This window comes from Janthinobacterium sp. CG3 (assembly GCF_000344615.1).
Taxonomy (GTDB): Bacteria; Pseudomonadota; Gammaproteobacteria; order Burkholderiales; family Burkholderiaceae_D; genus Janthinobacterium.
Map to the genome: position 1 here is coordinate 848968 of NZ_KB467824.1, position 21630 is coordinate 870597.

The window sequence follows — 21630 nt, forward strand, 5'->3', positions numbered from 1 at the left end:
ACCCTATGCAACGCATCACCATACTCGGCGCCACCGGCTCGATCGGCGTGTCCACGCTGGACGTGCTGGCGCGCCACCCGGAACGCTACAGCGTGTTCGCGCTGAGCGCCCACAGCAAGGTCGAGCAACTGGCCGGGCAGTGCGAACGCTTCCGCCCCGAGCGCGCCGTCGTCGGCAGCGCCGCCGCCGCCGCCCAGCTGAGCACCTTGCTGCGCGCCAAGGGTTTGAACACCGACGTCGACTACGGCGAGGCCGCCCTGTGCGCCATCGCCGCCGACAGCCGGGTCGACGCCGTGATGGCCGCCATCGTCGGCGCCGCCGGCCTGGCGCCGACGCTGGCGGCGGCCCGCGCCGGCAAGAAGGTCTTGTTGGCCAACAAGGAGGCGCTGGTCATGTCGGGCCAGTTGTTCATCGACGCCGCGCACGCCAGCGGCGCCGTGCTACTACCCGTCGACAGCGAACACAACGCGATTTTCCAATGCCTGCCGCGCGGCTACGGGCGCAGCCCGGCCGACGCCGGCGTCGCCAAGATCCTGCTGACCGCCTCCGGCGGCCCGTTCCTGGCGCGCGCCGTCGACACGCTCGACGCGGTCACGCCCGAGCAGGCCTGCAAGCACCCGAACTGGGTGATGGGGCGCAAGATCTCGGTCGACTCGGCCACCATGATGAACAAGGGCCTCGAAGTGATCGAGGCGCACTGGTTGTTCGGCACCCCGGCGGCGCAGATCGAGGTATTGATCCACCCGCAAAGCGTGATCCATTCGATGGTCTCCTACGTCGACGGTTCGGTGCTGGCGCAACTGGGCAACCCGGACATGCGCACGCCGATCGCCCACGCGCTGGCCTATCCCGAGCGGATCGCCTCCGGCGTGGCCCAGCTCGACCTGGCGCAGATGGCCGCGCTGCAGTTCGAGCGCCCCGATTTGGCCCGCTTCCCCTGCCTGGCGCTGGCCTTCGAGGCGCTGCAAGCCGGCGGCACCGCGCCGGCGCTGCTGAACGCCGCCAACGAGGTGGCGGTGCAAGCCTTCCTCGACCTGCGCATCGGCTTTCGCCAGATCGACCAGGTGGTGCGCCACGTGATCGACAGCGTGGCGCACGGCGCCGCCTCGAGCATCGAGGCGGTGATGGCGCAGGACGCGCTGGCGCGCGGCGCCGCCGAGCGCTTCGTCGCGGCGCGGCCGGGCCGATGAATTTCCTGCAAACGCTGCTGGCGTTCGCGGTCGCGCTGGGATCGCTGATCGTCATCCACGAGCTGGGCCACTATTGGGTGGCGCGCTGGTGCGGCGTCAAGGTGCTGCGCTTTTCGGTCGGCATGGGCAAGGTGGTCTGGTCGCGCCGTTTCGGCCCGGACCAGACCGAGTGGGCCATCTCGGCGCTGCCGCTGGGCGGTTACGTCAAAATGCTGGACGGGCGCGAGCAAGACCTGGGCGCGCTCTCCGAGCAGGATTTGCAGCGCGAATTCACCCGCCAGAACGTCTGGCGGCGCATCGCCATCGTCGCCGCCGGGCCGCTCGCCAATTTCCTGCTGGCCATCGCGCTGTTCGCCGGCCTGTATATGTACGGCATCGCCGAACCGGCCAGCCGGCTCGCCGCCGCCACCGCGCATAGCGCCGCCGAGGCGGCCGGCGTGCGCCGCGGCGACCTGGTCACCGCGGTCAACGGCGAAACGGTGGCCACCTGGCCGGAGTTGCGCTGGCAAGTGATCCAGGCGGCGCTCGACAAGCGCGACGCCCACCTGCAACTGGAGCGCCCGGGCCAGGGCCGCGTCAACGCGCTGCTGCCGGCGGCGGCGCTGGCCGCGCTCGACCTCGACGCCGACGTGCTCGGCCAGGCCGGCATCGCGCCGGCGCGCCCGGCGCCGGTGCTCGGCCGGGTGGTCGACGGCGGCGCCGCCCAACGCGCCGGGCTGCGCCCGGGCGACTTGATCCTCAGCGTCGACGGCCGGGCGGTGGCCGACGGCCTGGCCTTCGTCGAGCTGGTGCGCGCCGCGCCCGGCAAGACGCTGGCCGTGCGGCTGCGCCGCGCCGGCCAGGAACTCGATGTGGCGGTGACGCCGGACGCCGAGGCGGGCGCAGCTGTAACAGTTGGTAAGATCAAGGCCGAGGTCGCCCAGGCGCCGGATATGATCGTGGTGGCAGCGGCGCCGCTGGCGGCCACCGCCAAGGCGGTCGTCAAGGTCTGGGACACCAGCGCGCTGACCTTGAAAATGATGGGCAAGATGCTGACCGGGCAGGCCTCGTGGAAGAACCTCACCGGGCCGATCACGATCGCCGACTACGCCGGCCAGACCGCGCGCGTCGGCGCGGTCAGCTACCTGAGCTTCATCGCCTTCATCAGCATCAGTTTGGGCGTGATGAATTTGCTACCCATTCCGGTTTTAGATGGGGGGCTTTTGCTGTATTATTCGCTGGAAGTTTTGACCGGACGCCCGATCCCGGAGCGGGTTGGCGAGCTGGCCCAGCGCCTTGGCGTGGGTTTACTGCTGACCCTGATGGCGCTTGCCGTCTTCAATGACGTTGCGCGGCTGCTGACCTGACCGTCGGCGCCGTTCCCACAGGCATTCTTTTGTGCGTGTTGTCCAATGATTTACCCATTGATTTAGCCAATGAAATTACACTCTGATCGTTTCGCCTCGCCTTCCTTTCGTCTCAGCCTGATCGGCGCCGCCGTGCTGGCCTTCTGCTCCGGCCAGGCCCTGGCCGTGGCGCCGTTCACCGTCAAGGACATCCGCGTCGAGGGCATCCAGCGCACCGAGGCGGGCACCGTCTTCAGTTACCTGCCGGTGCGCGTCGGCGAGAGCTTCGACGACGAGAAGAGTATCGCCGCCATCAAGGCGCTGTACGCCACCGGTTTCTTCAAGGACGTGCGCCTGGAAGCCGACGGCGACGTGCTGGTGGTGCTGGTGGAGGAACGCCCGGCCATCGCCAGCGTCGAGTTCACCGGCTCGAAGGAATTTGAAAAAGACATCCTGGTCAAGGCGCTCAAGGAAATCGGCGTCGGCGAGGCGAAGATTTTCGACAAGGCCTCGGTCGACCGCGCCGAGCAGGAACTCAAGCGCCAGTACCTGTCGCACGGCCTGTACGGCGTGAAGATCACCACCACCGTCACGCCGATCGAGCGCAACCGCGTCAACGTGGTGTTCGCCATCGACGAGGGCGAGGTCGCGCGCATCAAGCAGATCAGCATCGTCGGCAACAAGGCCTTCTCCGACAAGGAGCTGCGCGACCAGCTGGCCTTGAACACCGGCGGCTGGTTCAGCTGGTACACCAAGGCCGACCAGTATTCGAAGACCAAGTTGAGCGGCGACATCGAGTCGCTCAAGTCCTACTACCTGAACCGCGGCTACATCGAGATGCAGGTCGATTCGACCCAGGTCTCGATCACCCCCGACAAGAAGGACATCTACATCACGATCAACGTCACCGAGGGCGAGAAGTACAGCATCGGCGACACCAAGTTCGAGGGTGAAATGTTCGGCCGCGAGGAGGAGTTGAAGTCGCTGCTGCTGCTCAAGAAGGGCGCCGTGTACTCGGGCGAGCTGCTGACGGCCAGCAACAAGCGCATCTCCGACCGCCTCGGCACCTTCGGCTACGCCTTCGCCAACGTCAACGCCAACCCGGAGATCAACCGCGACAAGCGCGAAGTGTCGTTCACCTTCTTCGTCGACCCGGGCAAGCGCGTCTACGTGCGGCGCATGAACATCGCCGGCAACAGCACCACGCGCGACGAGGTGATCCGCCGCGAATTCCGCCAGTTCGAGTCGTCCTGGTACGACAGCAACAAGATCAAGCTCTCGCGCGACCGCGTCGACCGCCTCGGCTACTTCAAGGACGTCACCATCGACACCCCGGAGGCGCAGGGCACCAACGACCAGGTCGACGTCAACCTGACCGTCGTCGAAAAACCGACCGGCAACTTCCTGATCGGCGGCGCCTTCTCGCAGTCGGAGAAGTTCACGCTGTCGGCGGCCATTTCGCAGGCCAACTTCGCCGGTAGCGGCAACACCGTCGGGCTGGAGATCAACACCAGCCACTACAGCCGCACCATCGCGTTTTCGCAGACCAACCCGTACTTCACCGACGACGGCGTCTCGCGCCGCTTCGAGGTGTACCTGCGCACGACCATCCCGCCGGCCGTCAACATCGGCAGCTACAAGGTCAAGCAGCAGGGCGCCAAGATCGAGTTCGGCGTGCCGTTCTCGGAAAGCGACACCATCTTCTTCGGCGCCGGCGTCGAGAAGACGCGCATTGAAACCGATACCACCAGCCCGGTGCGCTTCAAGAACTACGTGCGCGACAACGGCGGCCCGGCCGACGGCATCGGCAGCGCCGCCACCAACGCGGTGCCGCTGACGGCGTCGTGGCAGCGCGACAGCCGCGACAGCGCGCTGACGCCGTCGATCGGCCGCTACCAGCGGGTCAACCTGGAAATCGACCTGATCGGCAACCAGAAGTATTACCGCGCCATTTACGACCACCAATACTTCCGGCCGCTGTTCCGCAGCGTGACGCTGGCGCTGCGCGGCGAGTTCGACTACGGCCACGGCATCGGCGGCAACGCCTTCCCGGTGTTCAAGAACTTCTACGGCGGCGGCATCGGTTCCGTGCGCGGCTACCAGAGCAGCTCGTTGGGCGCGGCCGACCCGAGCACCAACGACGCCCTCGGCGGCGCCGCGCGCCTGATCGGCAACGTCGAGCTGCAAATGCCGTTCCCCGGCTCCGGCTCGGACCGCAGCCTGCGCTGGTTCGCCTTCGTCGACGGCGGCCAGGTCTACCAGGAGGGCGCCAAACTGCGCGCCTCGGAATTGCGCTATGCTGCCGGTTTGGGCATCAGCTGGATTTCGCCGGTCGGCCCGCTGAAACTCAGCTACGGGCTGCCGCTGAACGAGAAGCCGGGCGACCGTATCGAGCGCTTCCAGTTCCAGATGGGCACCGGTTTCTGACCGGCGGCCTTGAGCATTCATTATTTTGACCACGGAGAATCAAGTTGAAGACCGCATCCGCTAACCTGCCGAAGTATCTTGCCGCGCTCGCATTGTGCTGGTGTTCGATGGCGCCGGTGCAGGCGCAGGCCCAGGATTCGAAGATCGCCTGGGTCAGCACCGAGCGCATTTACAACGAGTCGAAACTGGCCAAGCTGGCCGGCGAGAAGCTGGCCGAGGAGTTCAAGGCGCGCGAGAAGGCGGTGCAGGAACTGGCCGCGCGCTTCAAGACCGCCAGCGACAAGCTGGAGAAGGAGCTGCCGGGCTTGAACGAGGCCGACCGCGCCAAGCGCCAGCGCGAATATTTCGAGCTGGACAAGGAACTGCAGCGCCGCCAGCGCGAATTCCGCGAAGATTTGAACCAGCGCACCAACGAGGAGCGCGGCGCCATCGCCGAGAAGGCCAACACCATCATCCAGCAGATGGCGCGCGTCGAAGGCTACGACGTGGTGCTGCAGGAGGCGCTGTGGGCCAACCCGCGCATCGACATCACCGACCGCGTGCTCAAGGCGCTCGACAAGTAACCGTATCAACCGGACCGGCGCCAACGCCAGCGGCGCCAGCACGGGCTCGGGCTCGGGCCCGCGGGGTCCGAGCCCGGCCGCGCCGCCGGCTCGGCTTGGCCCCGGTAACACAACAAGATAGGATACACTATGAGCGCAACTCGACTGGGTGAATTGGTCGAACGCTTCGGCGGGCAATTGCACGGCGACCCGAACCTGGCGGTCAGCGGTATCGCGCCGCTGGCCGAGGCCGGCGCCGCGCACATCAGCTTCCTCAGCAACAGCAAACTGCGCGCCCAGGCGGCGCAAAGCCAGGCCGCCGCGCTGATCCTGTCGGCCGCCGACGACGCCGTCGTCGCGCCCGGTTACGCCGGCGCGCGCATCGTCACCGCCAACCCCTACGCGTATTTCGCCCGCGCCGCGCAGTATTTCGAGTCGCTCGGCGCCTTCGTGCCGGCGCCCGGCATCGACCCCAGCGCCAGCGTCGCGCCCGGCGCTTCGGTGGACGCCAGCGCCCATGTCGGCCCGCACGTGACCATCGCCGCCGGCGCCAGCGTCGGCCCCGGCTGCGTCATCGACGCCGGCTGCGTGATCGGCCGCGACGCCGTCATCGGCGCCGGCACCCACCTGTTCGCCAACGTGACGTTCCACGCCCGCTGCCAGATCGGCGCGCGCGGCATCATCCACTCCGGCGCCGTCATCGGCACCGACGGCTTCGGCTTCGCCAACGAGGGCGGCGTGTATATCAAAATCCCGCAGACCGGCCGCGTGATGATCGGCGACGACGTCGACATCGGCGCCAACACCACCATCGACCGCGGCGCGCTGGCCGACACCGTGATCGAGGACGGCGTCAAGCTCGACAACCAGATCCAGATCGGCCACAACTGCCGCATCGGCGCCCACACGGCCATGGCCGGCTGCGTCGGCGTGGCCGGCAGCGCCGTCATCGGCAAGTACTGCACCTTCGGCGGCGCCGCGATGGTGCTGGGCCACCTCACCATCGTCGACCGGGTCCACGTCGGCTCCGGCAGCATGGTGTCGCGCTCGATCCTCGAAGCGGGCCAGTACACCGGCTTCTACCCGTTGGCCAAGAACGCCGACTGGGAAAAAAGCGCCGCCATCGTGCGCAACCTGTCCGGCATGCGCGATAAAATCCGGGCAATGGAAAAAACCATCAAAACACTGACGAATCAAGAGCAAAAATGACCACCACCACAGAACGCACGAAAAAAACCCTCGACATCCACCAGATCAAACAGTATCTGCCGCACCGCTATCCGATGCTGCTGGTCGACCGCGTGCTGGACTGGGAATCGGGCAAGACCATCACGGCGATCAAGAACGTCACCGTCAACGAGGAGTTCTTCAACGGCCACTTCCCGCACAAGCCGGTGATGCCGGGCGTGCTGATGATCGAGGCGATGGCGCAGACCGCGGCGATCCTGTCGTTCCTGACGATGGACATCAAGCCGGACGAGAATTCGGTGGTCTACTTCGTCGGCATCGACAACGCCCGCTTCAAGCGCCCGGTCGAGCCGGGCGACCAGTTGAAGATGGACGTCGAGATCGTGCGCGTCTCGCGCGGCATCTGGAAATACAAGGCGGTCGGCAGCGTCGACGGCAAAGTCGCGGTGGAAGCGGATTTGATGTGCACCATCCGCAGCGCCAGCGACGCGAGCCAGCCAGCGGGGCAGTGACATGACGGCGATCCATCCTAGCGCAGTGGTCGACCCGAAGGCGCAGCTCGACAGCTCGGTCGAGGTCGGACCGTACTCGGTCATCGGCCCGCACGTGCGCATCGGCGCCAACACCAAGGTCGGACCGCACGTCGTCATCGAAGGCCACACCACGATCGGCAGCGACAACCAGTTCTTCCAGTTCTCGTCGATCGGCGCCGCGCCGCAGGACAAGAAATGGTCCGGCGAGCCGACCCGCCTGGAAATCGGCGACCGCAACACCATCCGCGAATTCTGCACCTTCAACACCGGCACCGTGCAGGACGCCGGCGTGACGCGGCTGGGCAACGACAACTGGATCTCGGCCTACGTCCACCTGGCGCACGACTGCCAGGTCGGCAGCAACACGATCTTCTCGAACAACGCCCAGCTGGCCGGCCACGTCAAGATCGGCGACTGGGTGATCCTGTCGGGCTTCGCCAACGTGCACCAGTTCTGCCAGATCGGCGAGCACGCCTTCGTCGGCATGAGCACCAGCCTGACCCAGGACGTGCCGCCCTACGTGCTGTTGTCGGGCAATCCGGCGGCGGCCCACGGCGTCAACATCGAGGGTTTGAAACGCCGCGGTTTCACCCGTGCGCAGATCGACGGCATCCGCGCCGCCTACAAGCTGATCTACCGCTCCAACCTGACGCTGGAAGAGGCCAAGGCGGCCTTGTTCGAAGAGGAGATGGCCAACCCCGAGGCGGCCGAACAAATCCGAGCGATGCGCGAGTTCCTCAACGGTGCGACCCGTGGCATCGTCCGCTGACCTGTCGGTGGCGCTGGTCGCCGGCGAGGCCTCGGGCGACCTGCTGGCCGCCAGCCTGCTGTCGGGCCTGCGGCCGCTGCTGCCGCGGGCGCGCTTCCACGGCATCGGCGGGCCGCACATGGCGCGGCACGGCTTCGAGTCGCACTGGCCGCTGGAAAGCCTGACCGTGCGCGGCCTGTTCGAGGTGATTCCGCGCTACCGCGGCATCAAGCGCATCCAGAACGAGTTGCGCGACCAGTTGCTGGCCGAGCGGCCGGCGGTCTTCATCGGCGCCGACTACCCGGGCTTCAACCTGGGCCTGGAGATGCAATTGAAGGCGGCCGGCATCCCCACCGTGCACTACATCGGGCCGCAGATTTGGGCCTGGCGCGGCGGCCGCATCAAGAAAATCGTCAAGGCGGTCTCGCACATGCTGGTGATCTTCCCCTTCGAGGAGGAGATCTACCGCCAGGCCGGCGTGCCGGTCACCTACGTCGGCCACCCGCTGGCGGAGATGATCCCGCTGCAGCCGGACGAGGCGGCCGCGCGCGCGCTGCTCGGCCTGCCGGCGGACGCCAACGTCGTCACGCTGATGCCGGGCAGCCGCATGGGCGAGCTGAAACACAACGTGGCGGCCTTCGTCGGCGCCGCCAAACTGCTGCTGCGGCGCGACCATTCGCTGCGCTTCGTGGCGCCGATGGCGGGCGAGAAGCAGCGCCAGTACTTCCTCGAACTGGTGGCGCAGGCCGGCCTGCAGGACGTCGAGATCCTGCTCACGGACGGCCAGTCGCACACCGCGATCGCCGCCGCCGACGCGGTGCTGGTCGCTTCCGGCACGGCCTCGCTGGAGGTGGCGCTGTTCAAGAAACCGATGGTGATCGCCTACAAAATGATGCGCGCCTCGTGGGAAATCATGCGCCACATGGGCTACCAGCCGTGGATCGGCCTGCCGAACATCCTGGCGCGCGAATTCCTGGTGCCGGAACTGCTGCAACACGCCGCCAGCCCGGAAGCGCTGGCCGAGGCCATGTGGCAGCAACTGAGCGACGTGCCGGGCCGCCTGCGCCTGGTGCAGCGCTTCACCGACATGCACCAAAGCCTGCTGCGCGACAGCGCGCGGGAGAGCGCGGCGGCGGTCATGCAAGTGATCGCCTCGTCCTCCTCGTCGGCATCCTCCACCCGCCTGTAGTTGTACGGCATGACGCAATAAAGGCGTAAGTGAAAACTCTCTATCCCGGCTTGTTTGACGACCTGCCATTCTCGCTCGACGAAATCATCTGCGGCGTCGACGAGGCCGGCCGCGGCCCGCTGGCCGGCCCGGTCTTCGCGGCCGCCGTGATCCTCGACCCGGCCCGGCCGATAGCCGGCCTGCGCGACTCGAAAAAACTCTCGGCGGTGCAGCGCGACGCGCTGGTTCCGCTGATCAAGCAGCACGCGGTGGCCTGGGCCATCGCCGAATGCTCGGAGGCGGAAATCGACAGCCTCAACATCCTGCAGGCGACCATGCTGGCGATGCGCCGCGCGGTGGAGGCGCTGGCGACGGCGCCGACGCTGGCCCTGATCGACGGCAACCGCTGCCCGGTGATGCGGATCCAGGCCATCGCCATCGTCGAGGGCGACGACAAGGTCGACTCGATCTCGGCCGCCTCGATCCTGGCCAAGACCGCGCGCGACGCCGCGCTGCTGGTGCTGCACGCCAGCTACCCGCACTACGGCTTCGACCAGCACAAGGGCTACCCGACCGCGATGCACCTGGCGCGCCTGCGCGAACACGGCGTCTCGCCGGTGCACAGGCGCTCGTACGCGCCGGTGCGCAAACTGCTGGACCAAAACACATGAAACTGATTTCCTCGCGCGAAAACGCGCTCTACAAAGACCTCAAGCACCTGGCCGGCAGCTCGGCGGCGCGGCGCAAGGCCGGCCGCACGCTGCTCGACGGCGTGCATCTGTGCCAGACCTATCTGAACCTGCGCGGCGTGCCGCCGCAGTGCATCGTCAGCGAAAGCGCGCTGCAAAACGCCGAGGTGGCCGACCTGGTGGCGCGGCTGGAGGCGCAACACGCCAACTGCATCGCCATGCCGGACGCGCTGTACGGCGCCCTCAGCCAGGTCGAGCACGGCGTCGGCATCCTGTTCGTCATCGAGACGCCGCAGCGCGCCGTCACGGCCGCGCTGAGCGAGTCGGCGGTCCTGCTCGACAACCTGCAAGACCCGGGCAACGTCGGCTCGATCCTGCGCAGCGCGGCGGCGGCCGGCATCAAACAAGTCTACTGCAGCGGCGGCACGGCGTTTTGCTGGTCGCCGAAGGTGCTGCGCGCGGCCATGGGCGCGCACTTCGTGCTCGACGTCTACGAAGGCGTCGACCTGGGCGCGCTGGTGTCGAATTCCGCCATCGCGGTGCTGGCCACCAGCGGCTACGCCGAACAGCGCCTGTACGACGTCGACCTGCGCCAACCGGTGGCCTGGTTGCTGGGCCACGAAGGGCAGGGCGTCGCCGACGACCTGCTGGCGTTGGCGACGCACCGGGTGGTGATTCCGCACCAGGGCCAGGTCGAGTCGCTCAACGTCGCGGCCTGCGCCGCCGTATGTTTTTTTGAGCAAGTACGGCAAAATCAGGTATAAGCCCCGGCCAATCTAAGGTAAGGTGGAGCAATAAAGCGCCCGAAACGGCAATCGACACCAACGGCTGCGAACCGGGGTCAACCCCAATGCCGCCAAGTTAATCAATTCGTAGGTCGGGTTAGCCGGAACGGCGTAACCCGACCGGCGTCGGCAGCGGCCCGGCGTCGGATTACGCTTCGCTAATCCGACCTACGACAGCCTAACTTGGCGGCATGAGGATCAAACCCCAGCCCACGCCCTTGGTTTTACCTGGCGCCGCAGCCAACCGGAGCAGCAATGGATATCGCGCAGTTGCACTTTCTCGTCGCCGAGGGCGACCCGGCCCAGCGCAAGGCGCTGCTGGAGCTGCTGGCGCACCTGGGCGCGGCCCGCGTCACCGACGTGGCCGACGGCCACACGGCGCTGCGCAGCTTCCAGGCCGGCATCGTGCCGACGCTGGACATCGGCATCATCGACCTGGCGCTGCCCGGCATGGACGGCCTGGAGCTGATCCGCCGCCTGGCCGAGGCGCGCTGCGCGGCCGGCATCATCGTCATCGGCGCGCAAACCGACGCCGTGCTGTTTTCCGTCGAAACCATGGCGCAGGCCTACGGCGTCAACATGCTCGGCACCATCGCCAAGCCGGTCACCGCGGCCGCGCTGGAAGACTTGATCGGCAATTTCCAGCACGCCGGAGCGGTCGCCGCCGCCCATGTCGAGCATCCCGTGTTCAGCTTCGCGCAGGTGGGGCAGGGCTTGCAGGCGCGCCAGTTCGAACCGTTCTTCCAACCCAAGATCGAATTGGCGACCGGCCAGGTCAAGGGACTGGAAATGTTCGCCCGCTGGTTGCACCCGGAGCACGGCACGCTGGGGCCGGCCTCCTTCATCGACGCGCTGGAGGAAAACAAGCGGGTCGACTTCCTCGACTGGAGCATGATCGACAAATCGGTGGCGGCCTGCCGCCGGCTGCACGACCAGGGCATCCCGATCTCCATCGCCATCAACGTGGCGCCGCAAACGCTGGGGCAGCCGGCCTTCATGGCGCAGATGGACGCCTGCCTGGCGCGGCACCGCATACTGGCCGACTACATCACCTTCGAGATGCCGGAATCGGCGGTGCTCAGCTCCGAGCCGCACTTCCTCGAACGGCTGCTGCGGCTGCGCATCCAGGGCTTCGGCCTGGCCATCGACGACTACGGCACCTCGCGCTCGAACCTGCAACTGCTGGCGCGCATCCCCTTCACCGAATTGAAGATCGACCGCAGCTTCGTCGATGGCGCCTCCAAAAGCCGGGCGCTGGGCACCGTGCTCAGCTCCTGCCTGGGGCTGGCGCGCAGCCTGGAGCGGCGCTCGGTGGCGGTGGGCGTCGAAACCCGCGAGGACTGGGACTTCCTGCAAGGGCTGGGTTGCACCTACGCCCAGGGCTACTACATCGCTAAGCCGATGCCGGTGGACGAATTCCCGGCATGGCTGGCAGACTGGCGGCATTACTTCTAGTTGCTTTCGTCGGTTGGGGGCAAATGCTCAGTGCCTATGGGAATGACCGTCAGCTATCGGCCAAAAGCGGACATCGTAGATAACGTGATGCGGACGTGTGTTTTGGCGGACATCGAGACAGGAGTGCGCCCGACATTATCACTAAACTCAAAGGAATGGCATGGATGAGAAGGAATTGTTGCGCGTTATCGCTTCCTCGAAGATTTTCAAGAATTGGCACTGGTTAAGCTACCACTTCGGAAGTCAAATTAACGGCAGACCTCATCCACTGGCTCAGGCAGTAATTTCGGCTTGCCTGATTTGCGAAGCAAAGATGCCCGGTTATGCGCCGCAATTCATTGAGCGCTTGGCAGGAGTGTCGGGGAGGGAGAAGCATATGCCAGATTGGGAGCAACTTCTTCAGCAGCTCGCCGAACTTCATGTAATCTCTTGGGTTGCAAGCTGGTACGGTGAGGGACTAGCTACGTTTGAACTCGAACCGACTACGCAACAATCGAAAAAAAACCCCGAAATCCTGTTCTCTACTGCTACACAGAACGTTGGTGTCGAGGTAAAAGCCCCAGCAATTTTCAAGCATTGGGAATCGCGTTCCGGAAACCCCATCCAATTTGCTTCGCGCTTTGCGCCTAAAGAAGTCATTGAAAAGTTGGTAGGTGACCAGTCGTCAACTCTGCCGCGCGATAATCCGGTTAAGGACTTCTTAATTAGCGCAAATGAAAAATTCTCCGGCTTTGCCTCGAGGGACCCGGGATTCATCGGCATTCTCGTAATTTGTTGGGACGATCACATATATGAGCCAATCTCTTCACTTATCCAGCCAGACTGCGGCCTCCTGACAGAGAATTCTTTTTTTAGAGATCAAGATGGACGTCCTCATCGATTCGACAATATTTCTGGAATAATCTTAATTCGCCACCTATATCAACTAGTTAGGGCTTGTAGGGACGAACCATTGATGGACGGGATTTCTCATCCGCTAGATTATGGGAAACAGGGCCAATTCCCTTGGAAGGCTTTTATCCAAAATCCTCACGGAAGGCCTGTTCCCAAAGAAGTGTTAGAGTGTTTTGATGGGCGCGAAATATGTGACGAGATGGGCGCGGAATATCGGCCTCAGGAATTTATTATGTGGCTTTAATCGAGAGCTGAGCTAGTCGATAATCCGCTAATCGGATAAAATAAGCTCGTGTAGAGTGAGCTCCACATTCCGGCAACAGATGGTTGAAAAACACTGGACGCACGACACTTTAACTTTATGAAAAGCCATGTACGCACGATTTCTCTCTGCCCCCGATTCTGATGGCACTTTTGACTACTTCTCTAACGTCCTCACACTTTTACAATACACTCAAATCGATTCCGCAGACATTCATGCCGCAATAAATTGGAAGTTCGGTGAGCCGATGGATCGACGGATGTTGAAAATCCGTGCTCTTGTATATCACGAGATAACCCATTTTTTAGATTTGCACACAACTTTCTGGGGCCGTCAATATGTAGTGCGCAAACTTAACTTCGCTCAGTCATTGGCAAGAGACCTTCTAGACGTGGACGACAGGCTGGCCGTATTTGCCGTAGAGACAGGAGAAATCGATATACACAAAGAACTAATTGTCGAAGGAACGCTACCGCCAACGGCCTGTCAGCGCCTCACTCATCAGCTGCAGTACGAAGAAAAATTTGGCGTGGTTTTGATAATAAACTACTGCAATGGCGATACGATCCATCATCAGGTTCCTCTCAGCACTCTTTCTTTGCTAGAAGCGCACGCCACAGCCAACGAATTCCTATGTATTCTCGAGTATGCAGCGACGACCAGCGATCCAGTTGATGCTGCAATTATCAATCGAGAAACACGAGAAAGCTTTGATGATCTGCTCGACGACGTATCAAGGATCGAATATTCCGTCCTACTTAACCTAGCCAGGATTCATTTCCCTGATCTCGGTCTTAAGTCGCTTATGGCGATGATTTCGACCTTAGCGCGCTTCGCTTTGGACGCGAATTTCATCAGAATTGGAATAATTGCCAACCGAATTGAAGAAACATTTTCGAACCTCCGTCTTGGCCACTTTCTTTCGATGGAATTAAGACGAAACTCTCAAAGGGCGTTGATTTTTTTTAAGACCGTACTTTTTATGTACGAATGGAAGGAGTTGCTTTGCCCAGCGGACAAATACATATATCTCGCCTTAGTGGAGTCCGATCCACATGCCGCAATGGTAGAAATGTGGGTCAAATACAAAGGGATGGATATCGAAGATTTCGGTGACAGCTTCGAGTTTCTTTTCGAAAAATCTCTGGAAGGACTAGGTAAGTATCAAACCACGTTATGCGATGCAATGCTTGCAGCAGAGAATTTTCAGAATAGAAAGATCATAGGCAATCGCCCTATTGGTTCAATCGCCCTGCCGAGTCTGAAGTTGATAGACATGGTCCTGCATGACGGCACTATTGTAAAGACTCCAAATTCGATCAACCTTGATATTGAAGCATATTTTAACATCAACATGAATCTATTCTCGCGCATGGAAAGACAGTACCGGGAATATAGAGGAACGAGAATACACATGCCTCCGGATACGATCGAATACTTTCTTTCTTAGAGTCAATAACGTAACTGGATGAGCTAATGGCGACAAGGTCCGCTTCGGGTCGGAAGCAGTCGGTCGCGACAAGCAGATGCCTGGGCGACGAACACCCGGGACACTACGGCAATTGTGCTTCCAAGCGAGATTGCAGGGCAAGCTGCTGCTGTATTCGATACCAATTGATAAGCGGTGCCAGCATGGCATAATCGCTAGCGATTATGCTCAGATAAATTTGCATTAATTTCGAACTGTTTACATGACTAAGAACCGAGTTCCAATGTATCCACGGGATGGCGCCGCCTCATTTAAATTGCCCTCTGAAAAAGAAGGGACGATTCAGCGAATGATCCCACTTGGGGAGTTTGCTGAAATGTTCACTGAGGAAGAGACGTTTAAAGTTCAGAGTCCCGAATCAGTAGATCCCGAAAGGACAAATCCGCATGCAATGTGGGTTACAGCAAAGATTGCAGATGTTGGATCGTCTTCTCCCATAGTGGCAAGGACACTTATCATGGCGCATGACATGCTGAGAAGCCGTATTCCGTTAAGCGATGATCAGAAGATAAAAAACGTGCTCCTGCTAATGCATAAGATCAAGAACAATCTTTTGCAATGCAGCCACTCCTCGGCCACTTACATTGAAGCTGAGAAAGAGCAAGCTGAGGTATTTGCGAATACAGTTCAAGGAGGCAGTACCCGAGCATACGCAAACTTCCCTGTTGTTCCCGACATCGAATCAACGGTTACGAATTTCCTTATCTCCGCTCGGCGAATCATTACTGACGTATGCCAAATCCCTGTTCACTTTTTGGATACGAAGCAAACTCATAGTTCACTCGACTATCTTCTCGACAAGGAATTGGTACCCCGTCTTGGCAACGAACACCGAATGGTCATCTGGTTCAAAGAGAAAGCCGATAGCATCAAAAGGATTATCGCATTTCGAAACGGGCAAGAACATGGGGCCACAACGAAGGGCGCAACGCTCGTTATTGAGAATTTTGCGCTACTACCGACCAATGAAGTGCATGTGCCTTTGTGGTATTTGGACGGACAAAGTCCCACTTCCATTGCTGAAGAGATGCCGATTATGGTAGAGGCCTTAGTTGATTCGCGGAAACGATGTTAGTCGGCTGTATTGATGCGACCTTGCCTGATTTTCCACCGATGATGTTGGTGCAAGCAAAGCTTAAACCAGTGTGTCCGGTCCAGTACGAGCTCATCGTTGACGCTTCACGTCTAAAGTTTCCAACTGCGGAGCAGGAAGCTAAATAGGTATGCAGGTTGAGATTCGCATTTTTTTCATTGTCCTGCACACGCGGCTTCGACGGTTGGTAAGTCTTGGATCGAAGGCATTTCAATCTCAAGCGTTGTATATTCCAAAGTCCGCTTTGGGGCGTTTGCGGACTGTCAGCGCTATCGGGGAATTATTGTGGGAATATTTGAAACCACATTGTCGATTTTCTGGACTATGGCGCTCGCCCTGTGGCTACCGCAATTTCACTTTACGGAATTGCCACAGGTTTTTTTATCTTAGACTTTACTTAGCGAATGCCGAGGAAAGCGGTTCCGTGGTTGCGCGACGCGTCCGTGCCAGCGATCAGCAATTGGCGCCGGCCGTTGGCAAGCGGATATTCCACCGCAATACCGCTAGCGTTCTGTCCAGCCGTGCTGCAGGGCGCGGAACCAAACGCCAGCGTGAAATCGAATATATTCTTTCCCGATGCGCGCGGCTTCATGGCGCCGCTAAACGAGCAGCCGTTGGACGAGCCGGTGAAGGCGCCAGTCGCAGCGACAGTCAACGTAACCGGCTTGCCCAGCAGGTCGGTCAGATTCCACGCCCCGGCGATATTGGCGAGCTTGGCCTCGGTATCGTACAAGTAGGTCGAATTCGGTAAAGTGGTGCTGCCGACAAATTTGTATTCGATCGGGCCTTCCGTCACAGTACCGTTCAAGCTCGTCTTCGGCACATATTTGGTGTTGAGGGTGCCTGACAGGACGGTTCCGTCTGCTACGAACTCTTTCAGATTGGTCGAGGTCAGGTTGCCATTATCGACCTTGCCGCTGCCTTGAATGAAGCCGCCGACCGCGAGGCCGCCACCGACAAGTGGTGCGCCAAACAGCGTGTAAAATTCATGGTCCTCCAACACGACCGTATAGTGGACGGCGGCGTTGTCGATAGTTCCTTCATACACGCCTTCTGCGCTAGCTATCGAATCGCCGCCGCCGCAACCGGCCAGTAGTATCGATAATAAGGAAGCGGCCACTGTTGCATGTTGATATTTCATTTTAAATTCCCGTAAATTCACCAAAAGAATTAATTTTACGGGAGAACAAAGAAAATATCTTTAAATTAACTTTCAAATTTATTGTTTTAAAACAAGATAGTTTTTGGCAAATTGTGAACATGTTTTCGCACGGGAGAACTGGTAGTAACTATTTTACAACTGATTTGTTGTATCATGTGGCGCATTCGCCATCCGTACCTGTCTTGAAAGCGTCTACCGATGGATAAGCAGTTGCTTTTTGTTTGTTTCCTTACCTTTGTCATCCATATCATCGGCACGCTGGCCTACTCGGTGCGCATTGCCGGTGTACGCACCCGGCGCATCGCGGTGTCGTTCGCGCTGTTCAGTATTTTGGTGCTGGTGTCGCGCACCTCGAACTCCTTCCTCAGTCCTTTGCTGGCGAAGCGGGTGGAGTCGAACCTGCCGGGCCTCGACGCCGCCGGCGGCCTGTTGTCGGATTTCCGCTGGCTGCTGCTGTCGGCCAGTATCGCCACCGTGGTTGGCGCGCTGCTGATCCCGACATTCCAACGCGTGTTTTGCCGCGCCGTGCTGCACTTCCAAGTGCACCGCTCGGTGCCCAAGTTGATACTGCATGGTTTCTTCAAGGGCGGGCTGTCGTATGTGAAGGACTCGGCCAGCTTGCCGGCCGCCGCCAACGTCACCACGCTGCACAAGGGCTACGGCGTGTCGCTGCGTATCAGCCTGCTCAACGTCGGCGCCGTCGCGCTGTGGACGGTCGGCGTGTTCGCCGCGCTGTACGCCGGCGTGCTCGACCCGGACGTGCGCGTGACCTCGAGCACGCTGTCGTCGATCATTAACGGCGGCGCCACCATCGCGATGGCCATCTTCATCGATCCGCACATGTCCGGCATGACCGACGATGTGGTGGAGGGCAGGGTCAGCGAGTCGCAGTTCCGCAAGGCGGTGGTTTGGCTGGTCGGCAGCCGCCTCGCAGGCACGCTTCTGGCGCAGGTCTTGCTGGTTCCGTCCGCGTTTTTGATCGTCTATGTCGCACGGGCGCTGTGAGCGCCGCCACTCAATACAAACGATAGGACACAGATGAAAATTGATACTTTCCGCCACGCCGCCGCCGCCGATGTGGCCGACGTTGCCCGCCTGGTCAACCTAGCCTACCGTCCGCCCGCCGGCGCGGCAGGCTGGACCCACGAGTCCGATCTGGTGGCGGGGGAGCGCATCGACGCGGCCAGGGTCGCCGCGATGCTCGACCAGCAGCAGTCGGCGCTGCTGCTGGGGTTTTCCGAAGGGCGTCTGGTGGCTTGCGTCCATGTGGAAAAGGAGGGCGACAGCAGTTACATAGGCATGCTGGCGGTGGACCCGGCGTTGCAGACGGCCGGTGCCGGCAAGTGCATGCTGGCGCGCGCGGAGGAGTTCGCCCGCAGCGCGTTCGGCGCCGTCTCGACGCGCATGGTGGTGGTCTCGGCCAGGGAGGAGCTGCTGGCGTTTTACCTGCGCCGCGGCTACCGGAAAACCGGCGACGTGTCGGCCTTTCCGCTGGCCGCCGGCGTCGGCGTGCCTTTGCGCGACGGTTTGATGATCGAGGTGCTGGAAAAGAGCATGGCCGGTTGAACGTAGTGCCGCTGCCGCAGGTCGGATTCGCTTAGCGTAAGCCGACGCCTGGCCGCTGGCGACGACAGTCGGGTTACGCCGTTCCGGCTAACTCGACCTACGAAATCCTTGATTTGGCGGCATTACCGTCTGAATGCGCAAATCAGATATCGTTGGTCGAAATGAGTCGTTTGGTTTGTGTCGCGCAGTGATTACAGTTTGAGTTCGGGGTTGCGCGGTCCAGTCGGACGCGCCGCCAAAGACTGTAACGCACTGTGAGGGCGCACCATGAAGAGAATTTTTTTGAAGAGCGTATTGGCGCTGGCGGCCGCCGCCGCGCTGGCCGGACCGGTGTTCGCCGCCGACCGCGAGGTTAACATCGCGTTTCAAACGGTGGTCGAGCCGGCCAAGGTGGCGCAGGCCGACGGCGAGTATGAGAAGGCCAGCGGCTGGAAGATCAACTGGAAGAAGTTCGCCAGCGGCGGCGATGTGATCACCGCCGTGGCCTCCGGCGATATCCACATCGGCTATGTCGGTAGCAGCCCGCTGGCGGCCGCGGCCACCAAGGGTTTGCCGATCGAGACCATTTTCATCGCCGCCGAAATCGGCGACGCCGAAGCGCTGGTGGTGCGCGACGGCAGCGGCATCACCAAGGCCCAGGACCTGGTCGGCAAGAAGATCGCCGTGCCGTTCGTCTCGACCACGCATTACAGCCTGCTGGCGGCGCTCAAGCACTGGAAGATCGATCCGAAGTCGGTGCAGATTCTGAACCTGCGGCCTACCGAGATCGCCGCCGCCTGGCAGCGCGGCGATATCGACGCCGCCTATGTCTGGGACCCGGCGCTGGGCAAGGCCAAGGAGAGCGGCAAGGTGCTGACCGACTCGGCCGAGGTGGCGAAGTGGGGCGCGCCGACCTTCGACGCTTGGATCGTGCGCAAGGACTTCGCCGCCGAGCATCCTGATTTCGTCACGGCCTTCGTGCGCGTCACGGGCAAGGCTTACGCCGAGTACCGCAAGAACGGCAAGAGCTGGGGCGCCGATTCAGCCCAGGCCGAGAAGATCGCCCGCCTGACCGGCGCCAGCAAGGCCGACATTCCGCTGCTGCTGGCCGGCAGCCAGTTCCCCACGCTCGACGAGCAGGCTTCGGCCAGGCTGCTGGGCGGCGGCACGGTGCGCACGCTGTCGGACACGTCGCTGTTCTTGAAGGAGCAGAAGAAGGCCGACAAGGTGCTGGCCAGCTATCAGGCCTTCGTCACGCCGCGTTTCGCCAAGCTGGCCTCGGCCCGCTAAAGGTGGCGCGATGATCCGCTTGCACAAGGCTGGCGTCACGTTCGAGGCCGCCGGCGGCGCCGTCGAGGTGCTGCGCGATATTTCACTCGATTTGCAGGACGGCAGTTTCAACGTCGTCATCGGCGCCTCCGGCTGCGGCAAGACCACGCTGCTGAACCTGATCGCCGGCTTCGTCGCGCCGTCCGCCGGCAGCGTCGCCATCGACGGCCGTGCCATCGCCGGGCCGGGCGCCGACCGCGGCGTGGTGTTCCAGGACGACGCGCTGCTGCCTTGGCAGAGCGTGCTGGAAAACGTCGCCTTCGGCCTGCACCTGGCCGGCGTGCCGAAGCCGCAGCGGAAGGCGAGGGCGCGCGAGTATCTGCTGCTGACCGGTTTGGAGCGCTACGCCGACTATCCGATCTGGAAGATCTCGGGCGGCATGCGCCAGCGCGTCGGCCTGGCGCGCGCGTTGGCGGTCGATCCGCGCTTTTTGCTGCTTGACGAGCCGCTCGGCGCGCTCGACGCGCTTACCCGCGAGCGGATGCAGGAACATTTGTTGCGGGTCTGGCAGGCTTCCGGCAAGGGGCTGTTCATGATTACGCACAGCGTCGAGGAGGCGCTGTTCCTGGCCACCGACCTGGTGCTATTGCGGGCCAGGCCGGGGCGGGTGGAGAGTATTCGTCGGCTGGATTTCGGCGCCCGCTTCGTGGCGGGCGAACCGGCGCGCAGCATCAAGTCGGACCGCCGTTTCGTCGAGTTGCGCGAAGCGATTTTGCACGATCTGTTGGGTAACGAGGACGCATACCCCGAGGAGTTGGCGGCATGAGTGAGTTAAATTCTATTTTTGCCCACTGGGACGAGGCCGGGCCAGCCGCGCCGTCGCGCCGGCCGTGGCGCCTGTCCGAGCGCGGCATCACCGCGCTGACCGTGCTGTGCCTGTTCGCGCTATGGTGGGCCGTGACGGCCTTTGGCGCGGTGCCGCCCTTGTTCCTGCCGGGGCCGGCCGACGTGCTGGCGGCGCTGCGCGCGGTCGCCTCCGACGGGTTTGTCGACGCCACGTTGTGGCAGCACACGCTGACCAGCCTGGCGCGCGTGAGCGCCGCCTTGCTGCTGGCGGTGGCGACGGCGGTGCCGCTGGGCGTGCTGATCGGTTCCAGCGCGCGGGTCGGCGCGGTGTTCGACCCCTTGATCGAGTTCTACCGGCCCATTCCGCCGCTGGCCTACCTGCCGCTGATTGTTATCTGGTGCGGCATCGGCGAGCTGTCCAAGGTGCTGTTGATTTACCTGGCGATTTTCGCGCCGCTGGCCATTGCCACCGTCGAGGGCGTGCGCCGGGTCGAGCAGAGCCGTCTGCGCGCCGCCATGGCGCTGGGCGCCACGCGCTGGCAACTGGTGCGTTTCGTGGTGCTGCCGTCGGCCGCGCCGGATATCCTCACCGGCGTGCGCATCGGCGTCGGGGTCGGCTGGTCGACCCTGGTCGCGGCCGAGCTAATCGCCGCCACCCGCGGCCTCGGCTTTATGATCCAGTCGGCGGCGCAGTTCCTGGTCACGGACGTGGTGGTGATGGGTATTCTGGTGATCGCCGTCATCGCCTTCGGCTTCGACTGGCTGCTGCGGCGTCTGCAACGCGCCTGCGTGCCGTGGGCCGGGCTGGCGTGAACGAACTTTTCCGCCCCGGCGCGCACTAACAGATAGTGCAATCGTCGCGGGAGGCGGCCATGAAAATTCCCAAGAATCTGCAAATTCCGGCAATCGTGTTGACGCTGGAGGCCATCATGTTGGCGGGCTTGTCGCTGATTTTCTTCGTGCTGATACCGCGGTAATTATGTCATTTCGTAGGTCGGATTAGCGTAGCGTAATCCGACA

20 protein-coding genes are annotated in these 21630 nt (G+C 62.2%); 19 read left to right on the plus strand and 1 reads right to left on the minus strand.

Translation table 11 applies throughout. The annotated features are described in order from the left end of the window. The first annotated feature begins 5 nt into the window (after positions 1–5). From ispC to JANGC3_RS32295, 14 genes are all read left to right on the plus strand, one after another. A complete protein-coding gene (gene ispC, locus JANGC3_RS0103770) occupies positions 6–1190 on the plus strand; it encodes a 1-deoxy-D-xylulose-5-phosphate reductoisomerase (protein ID WP_017875152.1) in 1185 nt (394 codons plus the stop codon). Continuing rightward, on the plus strand, positions 1187–2536 hold the full coding sequence (gene rseP, locus JANGC3_RS0103775; protein WP_017875153.1) for an RIP metalloprotease RseP: 1350 nt from the start codon (positions 1187–1189) through the stop codon (positions 2534–2536). The genes ispC and rseP overlap by 4 nt, the downstream gene beginning before the upstream one ends. A gap of 69 nt (positions 2537–2605) precedes the next feature. Beyond that, positions 2606–4942, plus strand: a complete 2337-nt coding sequence (gene bamA / locus JANGC3_RS0103780) for an outer membrane protein assembly factor BamA (RefSeq protein ID WP_017875154.1) — start codon at positions 2606–2608, stop codon at positions 4940–4942. 44 nt (positions 4943–4986) lie between these two features. Beyond that, positions 4987–5505, plus strand: a complete 519-nt coding sequence (locus tag JANGC3_RS0103785; protein WP_081611751.1) for an OmpH family outer membrane protein — start codon at positions 4987–4989, stop codon at positions 5503–5505. Positions 5506–5634: 129 nt separating this feature from the next. After that, positions 5635–6693, plus strand: a complete 1059-nt coding sequence (gene lpxD / locus JANGC3_RS0103790) for a UDP-3-O-(3-hydroxymyristoyl)glucosamine N-acyltransferase (RefSeq protein WP_035787536.1) — start codon at positions 5635–5637, stop codon at positions 6691–6693. Beyond that, on the plus strand, positions 6690–7184 hold the full coding sequence (fabZ, locus tag JANGC3_RS0103795) for a 3-hydroxyacyl-ACP dehydratase FabZ (protein ID WP_017875157.1): 495 nt from the start codon (positions 6690–6692) through the stop codon (positions 7182–7184). The genes lpxD and fabZ overlap by 4 nt, the downstream gene beginning before the upstream one ends. 1 nt (position 7185) lies before the next feature. Further along, a complete protein-coding gene (lpxA, locus tag JANGC3_RS0103800; RefSeq protein WP_026132506.1) occupies positions 7186–7974 on the plus strand; it encodes an acyl-ACP--UDP-N-acetylglucosamine O-acyltransferase in 789 nt (262 codons plus the stop codon). Then, complete coding sequence (gene lpxB, locus JANGC3_RS0103805; RefSeq protein WP_026132507.1) at positions 7958–9142, plus strand: lipid-A-disaccharide synthase; 1185 nt, start codon at positions 7958–7960, stop codon at positions 9140–9142. Before lpxA ends, lpxB begins: the two co-directional genes overlap by 17 nt. A gap of 29 nt (positions 9143–9171) precedes the next feature. Next, a complete protein-coding gene (rnhB, locus tag JANGC3_RS0103810) occupies positions 9172–9792 on the plus strand; it encodes a ribonuclease HII (RefSeq protein ID WP_051068214.1) in 621 nt (206 codons plus the stop codon). Beyond that, positions 9789–10574, plus strand: a complete 786-nt coding sequence (locus JANGC3_RS0103815; protein ID WP_017875161.1) for a TrmH family RNA methyltransferase — start codon at positions 9789–9791, stop codon at positions 10572–10574. Before rnhB ends, JANGC3_RS0103815 begins: the two co-directional genes overlap by 4 nt. Positions 10575–10850: 276 nt before the next feature. Then, positions 10851–12050 carry an EAL domain-containing response regulator gene (locus JANGC3_RS0103820; RefSeq protein ID WP_017875162.1) on the plus strand — a complete coding sequence of 400 codons (1200 nt, stop codon included), beginning with the start codon at positions 10851–10853 and terminating at the stop codon, positions 12048–12050. A gap of 160 nt (positions 12051–12210) precedes the next feature. Then, the gene (locus tag JANGC3_RS32285) at positions 12211–13188 is read left to right on the plus strand and encodes a hypothetical protein (RefSeq protein ID WP_157406435.1); all 978 of its coding nucleotides are present in this window, start codon (positions 12211–12213) and stop codon (positions 13186–13188) included. A gap of 127 nt (positions 13189–13315) precedes the next feature. Next, a complete protein-coding gene (locus JANGC3_RS32290) occupies positions 13316–14656 on the plus strand; it encodes a hypothetical protein (RefSeq protein ID WP_017875163.1) in 1341 nt (446 codons plus the stop codon). A gap of 241 nt (positions 14657–14897) precedes the next feature. Beyond that, positions 14898–15770: a hypothetical protein gene (locus tag JANGC3_RS32295; RefSeq protein ID WP_157406436.1), complete on the plus strand. Its 873-nt coding sequence runs from the start codon at positions 14898–14900 to the stop codon at positions 15768–15770. Positions 15771–16185: 415 nt separating this feature from the next. Here the strand turns inward: JANGC3_RS32295 and JANGC3_RS0103835 are convergent, their stop codons facing one another. Further along, a complete protein-coding gene (locus JANGC3_RS0103835; protein WP_157406437.1) occupies positions 16186–16929 on the minus strand; it encodes a hypothetical protein in 744 nt (247 codons plus the stop codon). 219 nt (positions 16930–17148) lie between these two features. Here JANGC3_RS0103835 and JANGC3_RS0103840 point away from each other — a divergent pair, with 219 nt between their 5' ends. From JANGC3_RS0103840 to tauC, 5 genes are all read left to right on the plus strand, one after another. Then, on the plus strand, positions 17149–17955 hold the full coding sequence (locus JANGC3_RS0103840) for a lipid II flippase Amj family protein (protein WP_017875166.1): 807 nt from the start codon (positions 17149–17151) through the stop codon (positions 17953–17955). 33 nt (positions 17956–17988) lie between these two features. Further along, positions 17989–18516 carry a GNAT family N-acetyltransferase gene (locus JANGC3_RS0103845; protein WP_017875167.1) on the plus strand — a complete coding sequence of 176 codons (528 nt, stop codon included), beginning with the start codon at positions 17989–17991 and terminating at the stop codon, positions 18514–18516. Between the two features lie 267 nt (positions 18517–18783). Further along, entirely contained in the window at positions 18784–19785 is a 1002-nt protein-coding gene (tauA, locus tag JANGC3_RS0103850; protein WP_026132509.1) for a taurine ABC transporter substrate-binding protein, read from the plus strand. A gap of 10 nt (positions 19786–19795) precedes the next feature. Then, the gene (locus JANGC3_RS0103855) at positions 19796–20590 is read left to right on the plus strand and encodes a taurine ABC transporter ATP-binding protein (protein WP_017875169.1); all 795 of its coding nucleotides are present in this window, start codon (positions 19796–19798) and stop codon (positions 20588–20590) included. Beyond that, positions 20587–21423, plus strand: coding sequence for a taurine ABC transporter permease TauC (gene tauC / locus JANGC3_RS0103860; protein ID WP_017875170.1), 837 nt, complete (start codon positions 20587–20589; stop codon positions 21421–21423). The genes JANGC3_RS0103855 and tauC overlap by 4 nt, the downstream gene beginning before the upstream one ends. Positions 21424–21630: the final 207 nt, after the last annotated feature.

Excerpts from the sequence above, each read along its gene's own strand:
- ispC (WP_017875152.1), top strand. The coding sequence starts at position 6 with ATGCAACGCATCACCATACTCGGCGCCACCGGCTCGATCGGCGTGTCC.
- rseP (WP_017875153.1), top strand. The coding sequence starts at position 1,187 with ATGAATTTCCTGCAAACGCTGCTGGCGTTCGCGGTCGCGCTGGGATCG.
- bamA (WP_017875154.1), top strand. The coding sequence starts at position 2,606 with ATGAAATTACACTCTGATCGTTTCGCCTCGCCTTCCTTTCGTCTCAGC.
- lpxD (WP_035787536.1), top strand. The coding sequence starts at position 5,635 with ATGAGCGCAACTCGACTGGGTGAATTGGTCGAACGCTTCGGCGGGCAA.
- fabZ (WP_017875157.1), top strand. The coding sequence starts at position 6,690 with ATGACCACCACCACAGAACGCACGAAAAAAACCCTCGACATCCACCAG.
- lpxA (WP_026132506.1), top strand. The coding sequence starts at position 7,186 with ATGACGGCGATCCATCCTAGCGCAGTGGTCGACCCGAAGGCGCAGCTC.
- JANGC3_RS0103815 (WP_017875161.1), top strand. The coding sequence starts at position 9,789 with ATGAAACTGATTTCCTCGCGCGAAAACGCGCTCTACAAAGACCTCAAG.
- JANGC3_RS0103820 (WP_017875162.1), top strand. The coding sequence starts at position 10,851 with ATGGATATCGCGCAGTTGCACTTTCTCGTCGCCGAGGGCGACCCGGCC.
- JANGC3_RS32285 (WP_157406435.1), top strand. The coding sequence starts at position 12,211 with ATGGATGAGAAGGAATTGTTGCGCGTTATCGCTTCCTCGAAGATTTTC.
- JANGC3_RS32290 (WP_017875163.1), top strand. The coding sequence starts at position 13,316 with ATGTACGCACGATTTCTCTCTGCCCCCGATTCTGATGGCACTTTTGAC.
- JANGC3_RS32295 (WP_157406436.1), top strand. The coding sequence starts at position 14,898 with ATGACTAAGAACCGAGTTCCAATGTATCCACGGGATGGCGCCGCCTCA.
- JANGC3_RS0103835 (WP_157406437.1), bottom strand. The coding sequence starts at position 16,929 with ATGAAATATCAACATGCAACAGTGGCCGCTTCCTTATTATCGATACTA.
- JANGC3_RS0103840 (WP_017875166.1), top strand. The coding sequence starts at position 17,149 with ATGGATAAGCAGTTGCTTTTTGTTTGTTTCCTTACCTTTGTCATCCAT.
- JANGC3_RS0103845 (WP_017875167.1), top strand. The coding sequence starts at position 17,989 with ATGAAAATTGATACTTTCCGCCACGCCGCCGCCGCCGATGTGGCCGAC.
- tauA (WP_026132509.1), top strand. The coding sequence starts at position 18,784 with ATGAAGAGAATTTTTTTGAAGAGCGTATTGGCGCTGGCGGCCGCCGCC.
- JANGC3_RS0103855 (WP_017875169.1), top strand. The coding sequence starts at position 19,796 with ATGATCCGCTTGCACAAGGCTGGCGTCACGTTCGAGGCCGCCGGCGGC.
- tauC (WP_017875170.1), top strand. The coding sequence starts at position 20,587 with ATGAGTGAGTTAAATTCTATTTTTGCCCACTGGGACGAGGCCGGGCCA.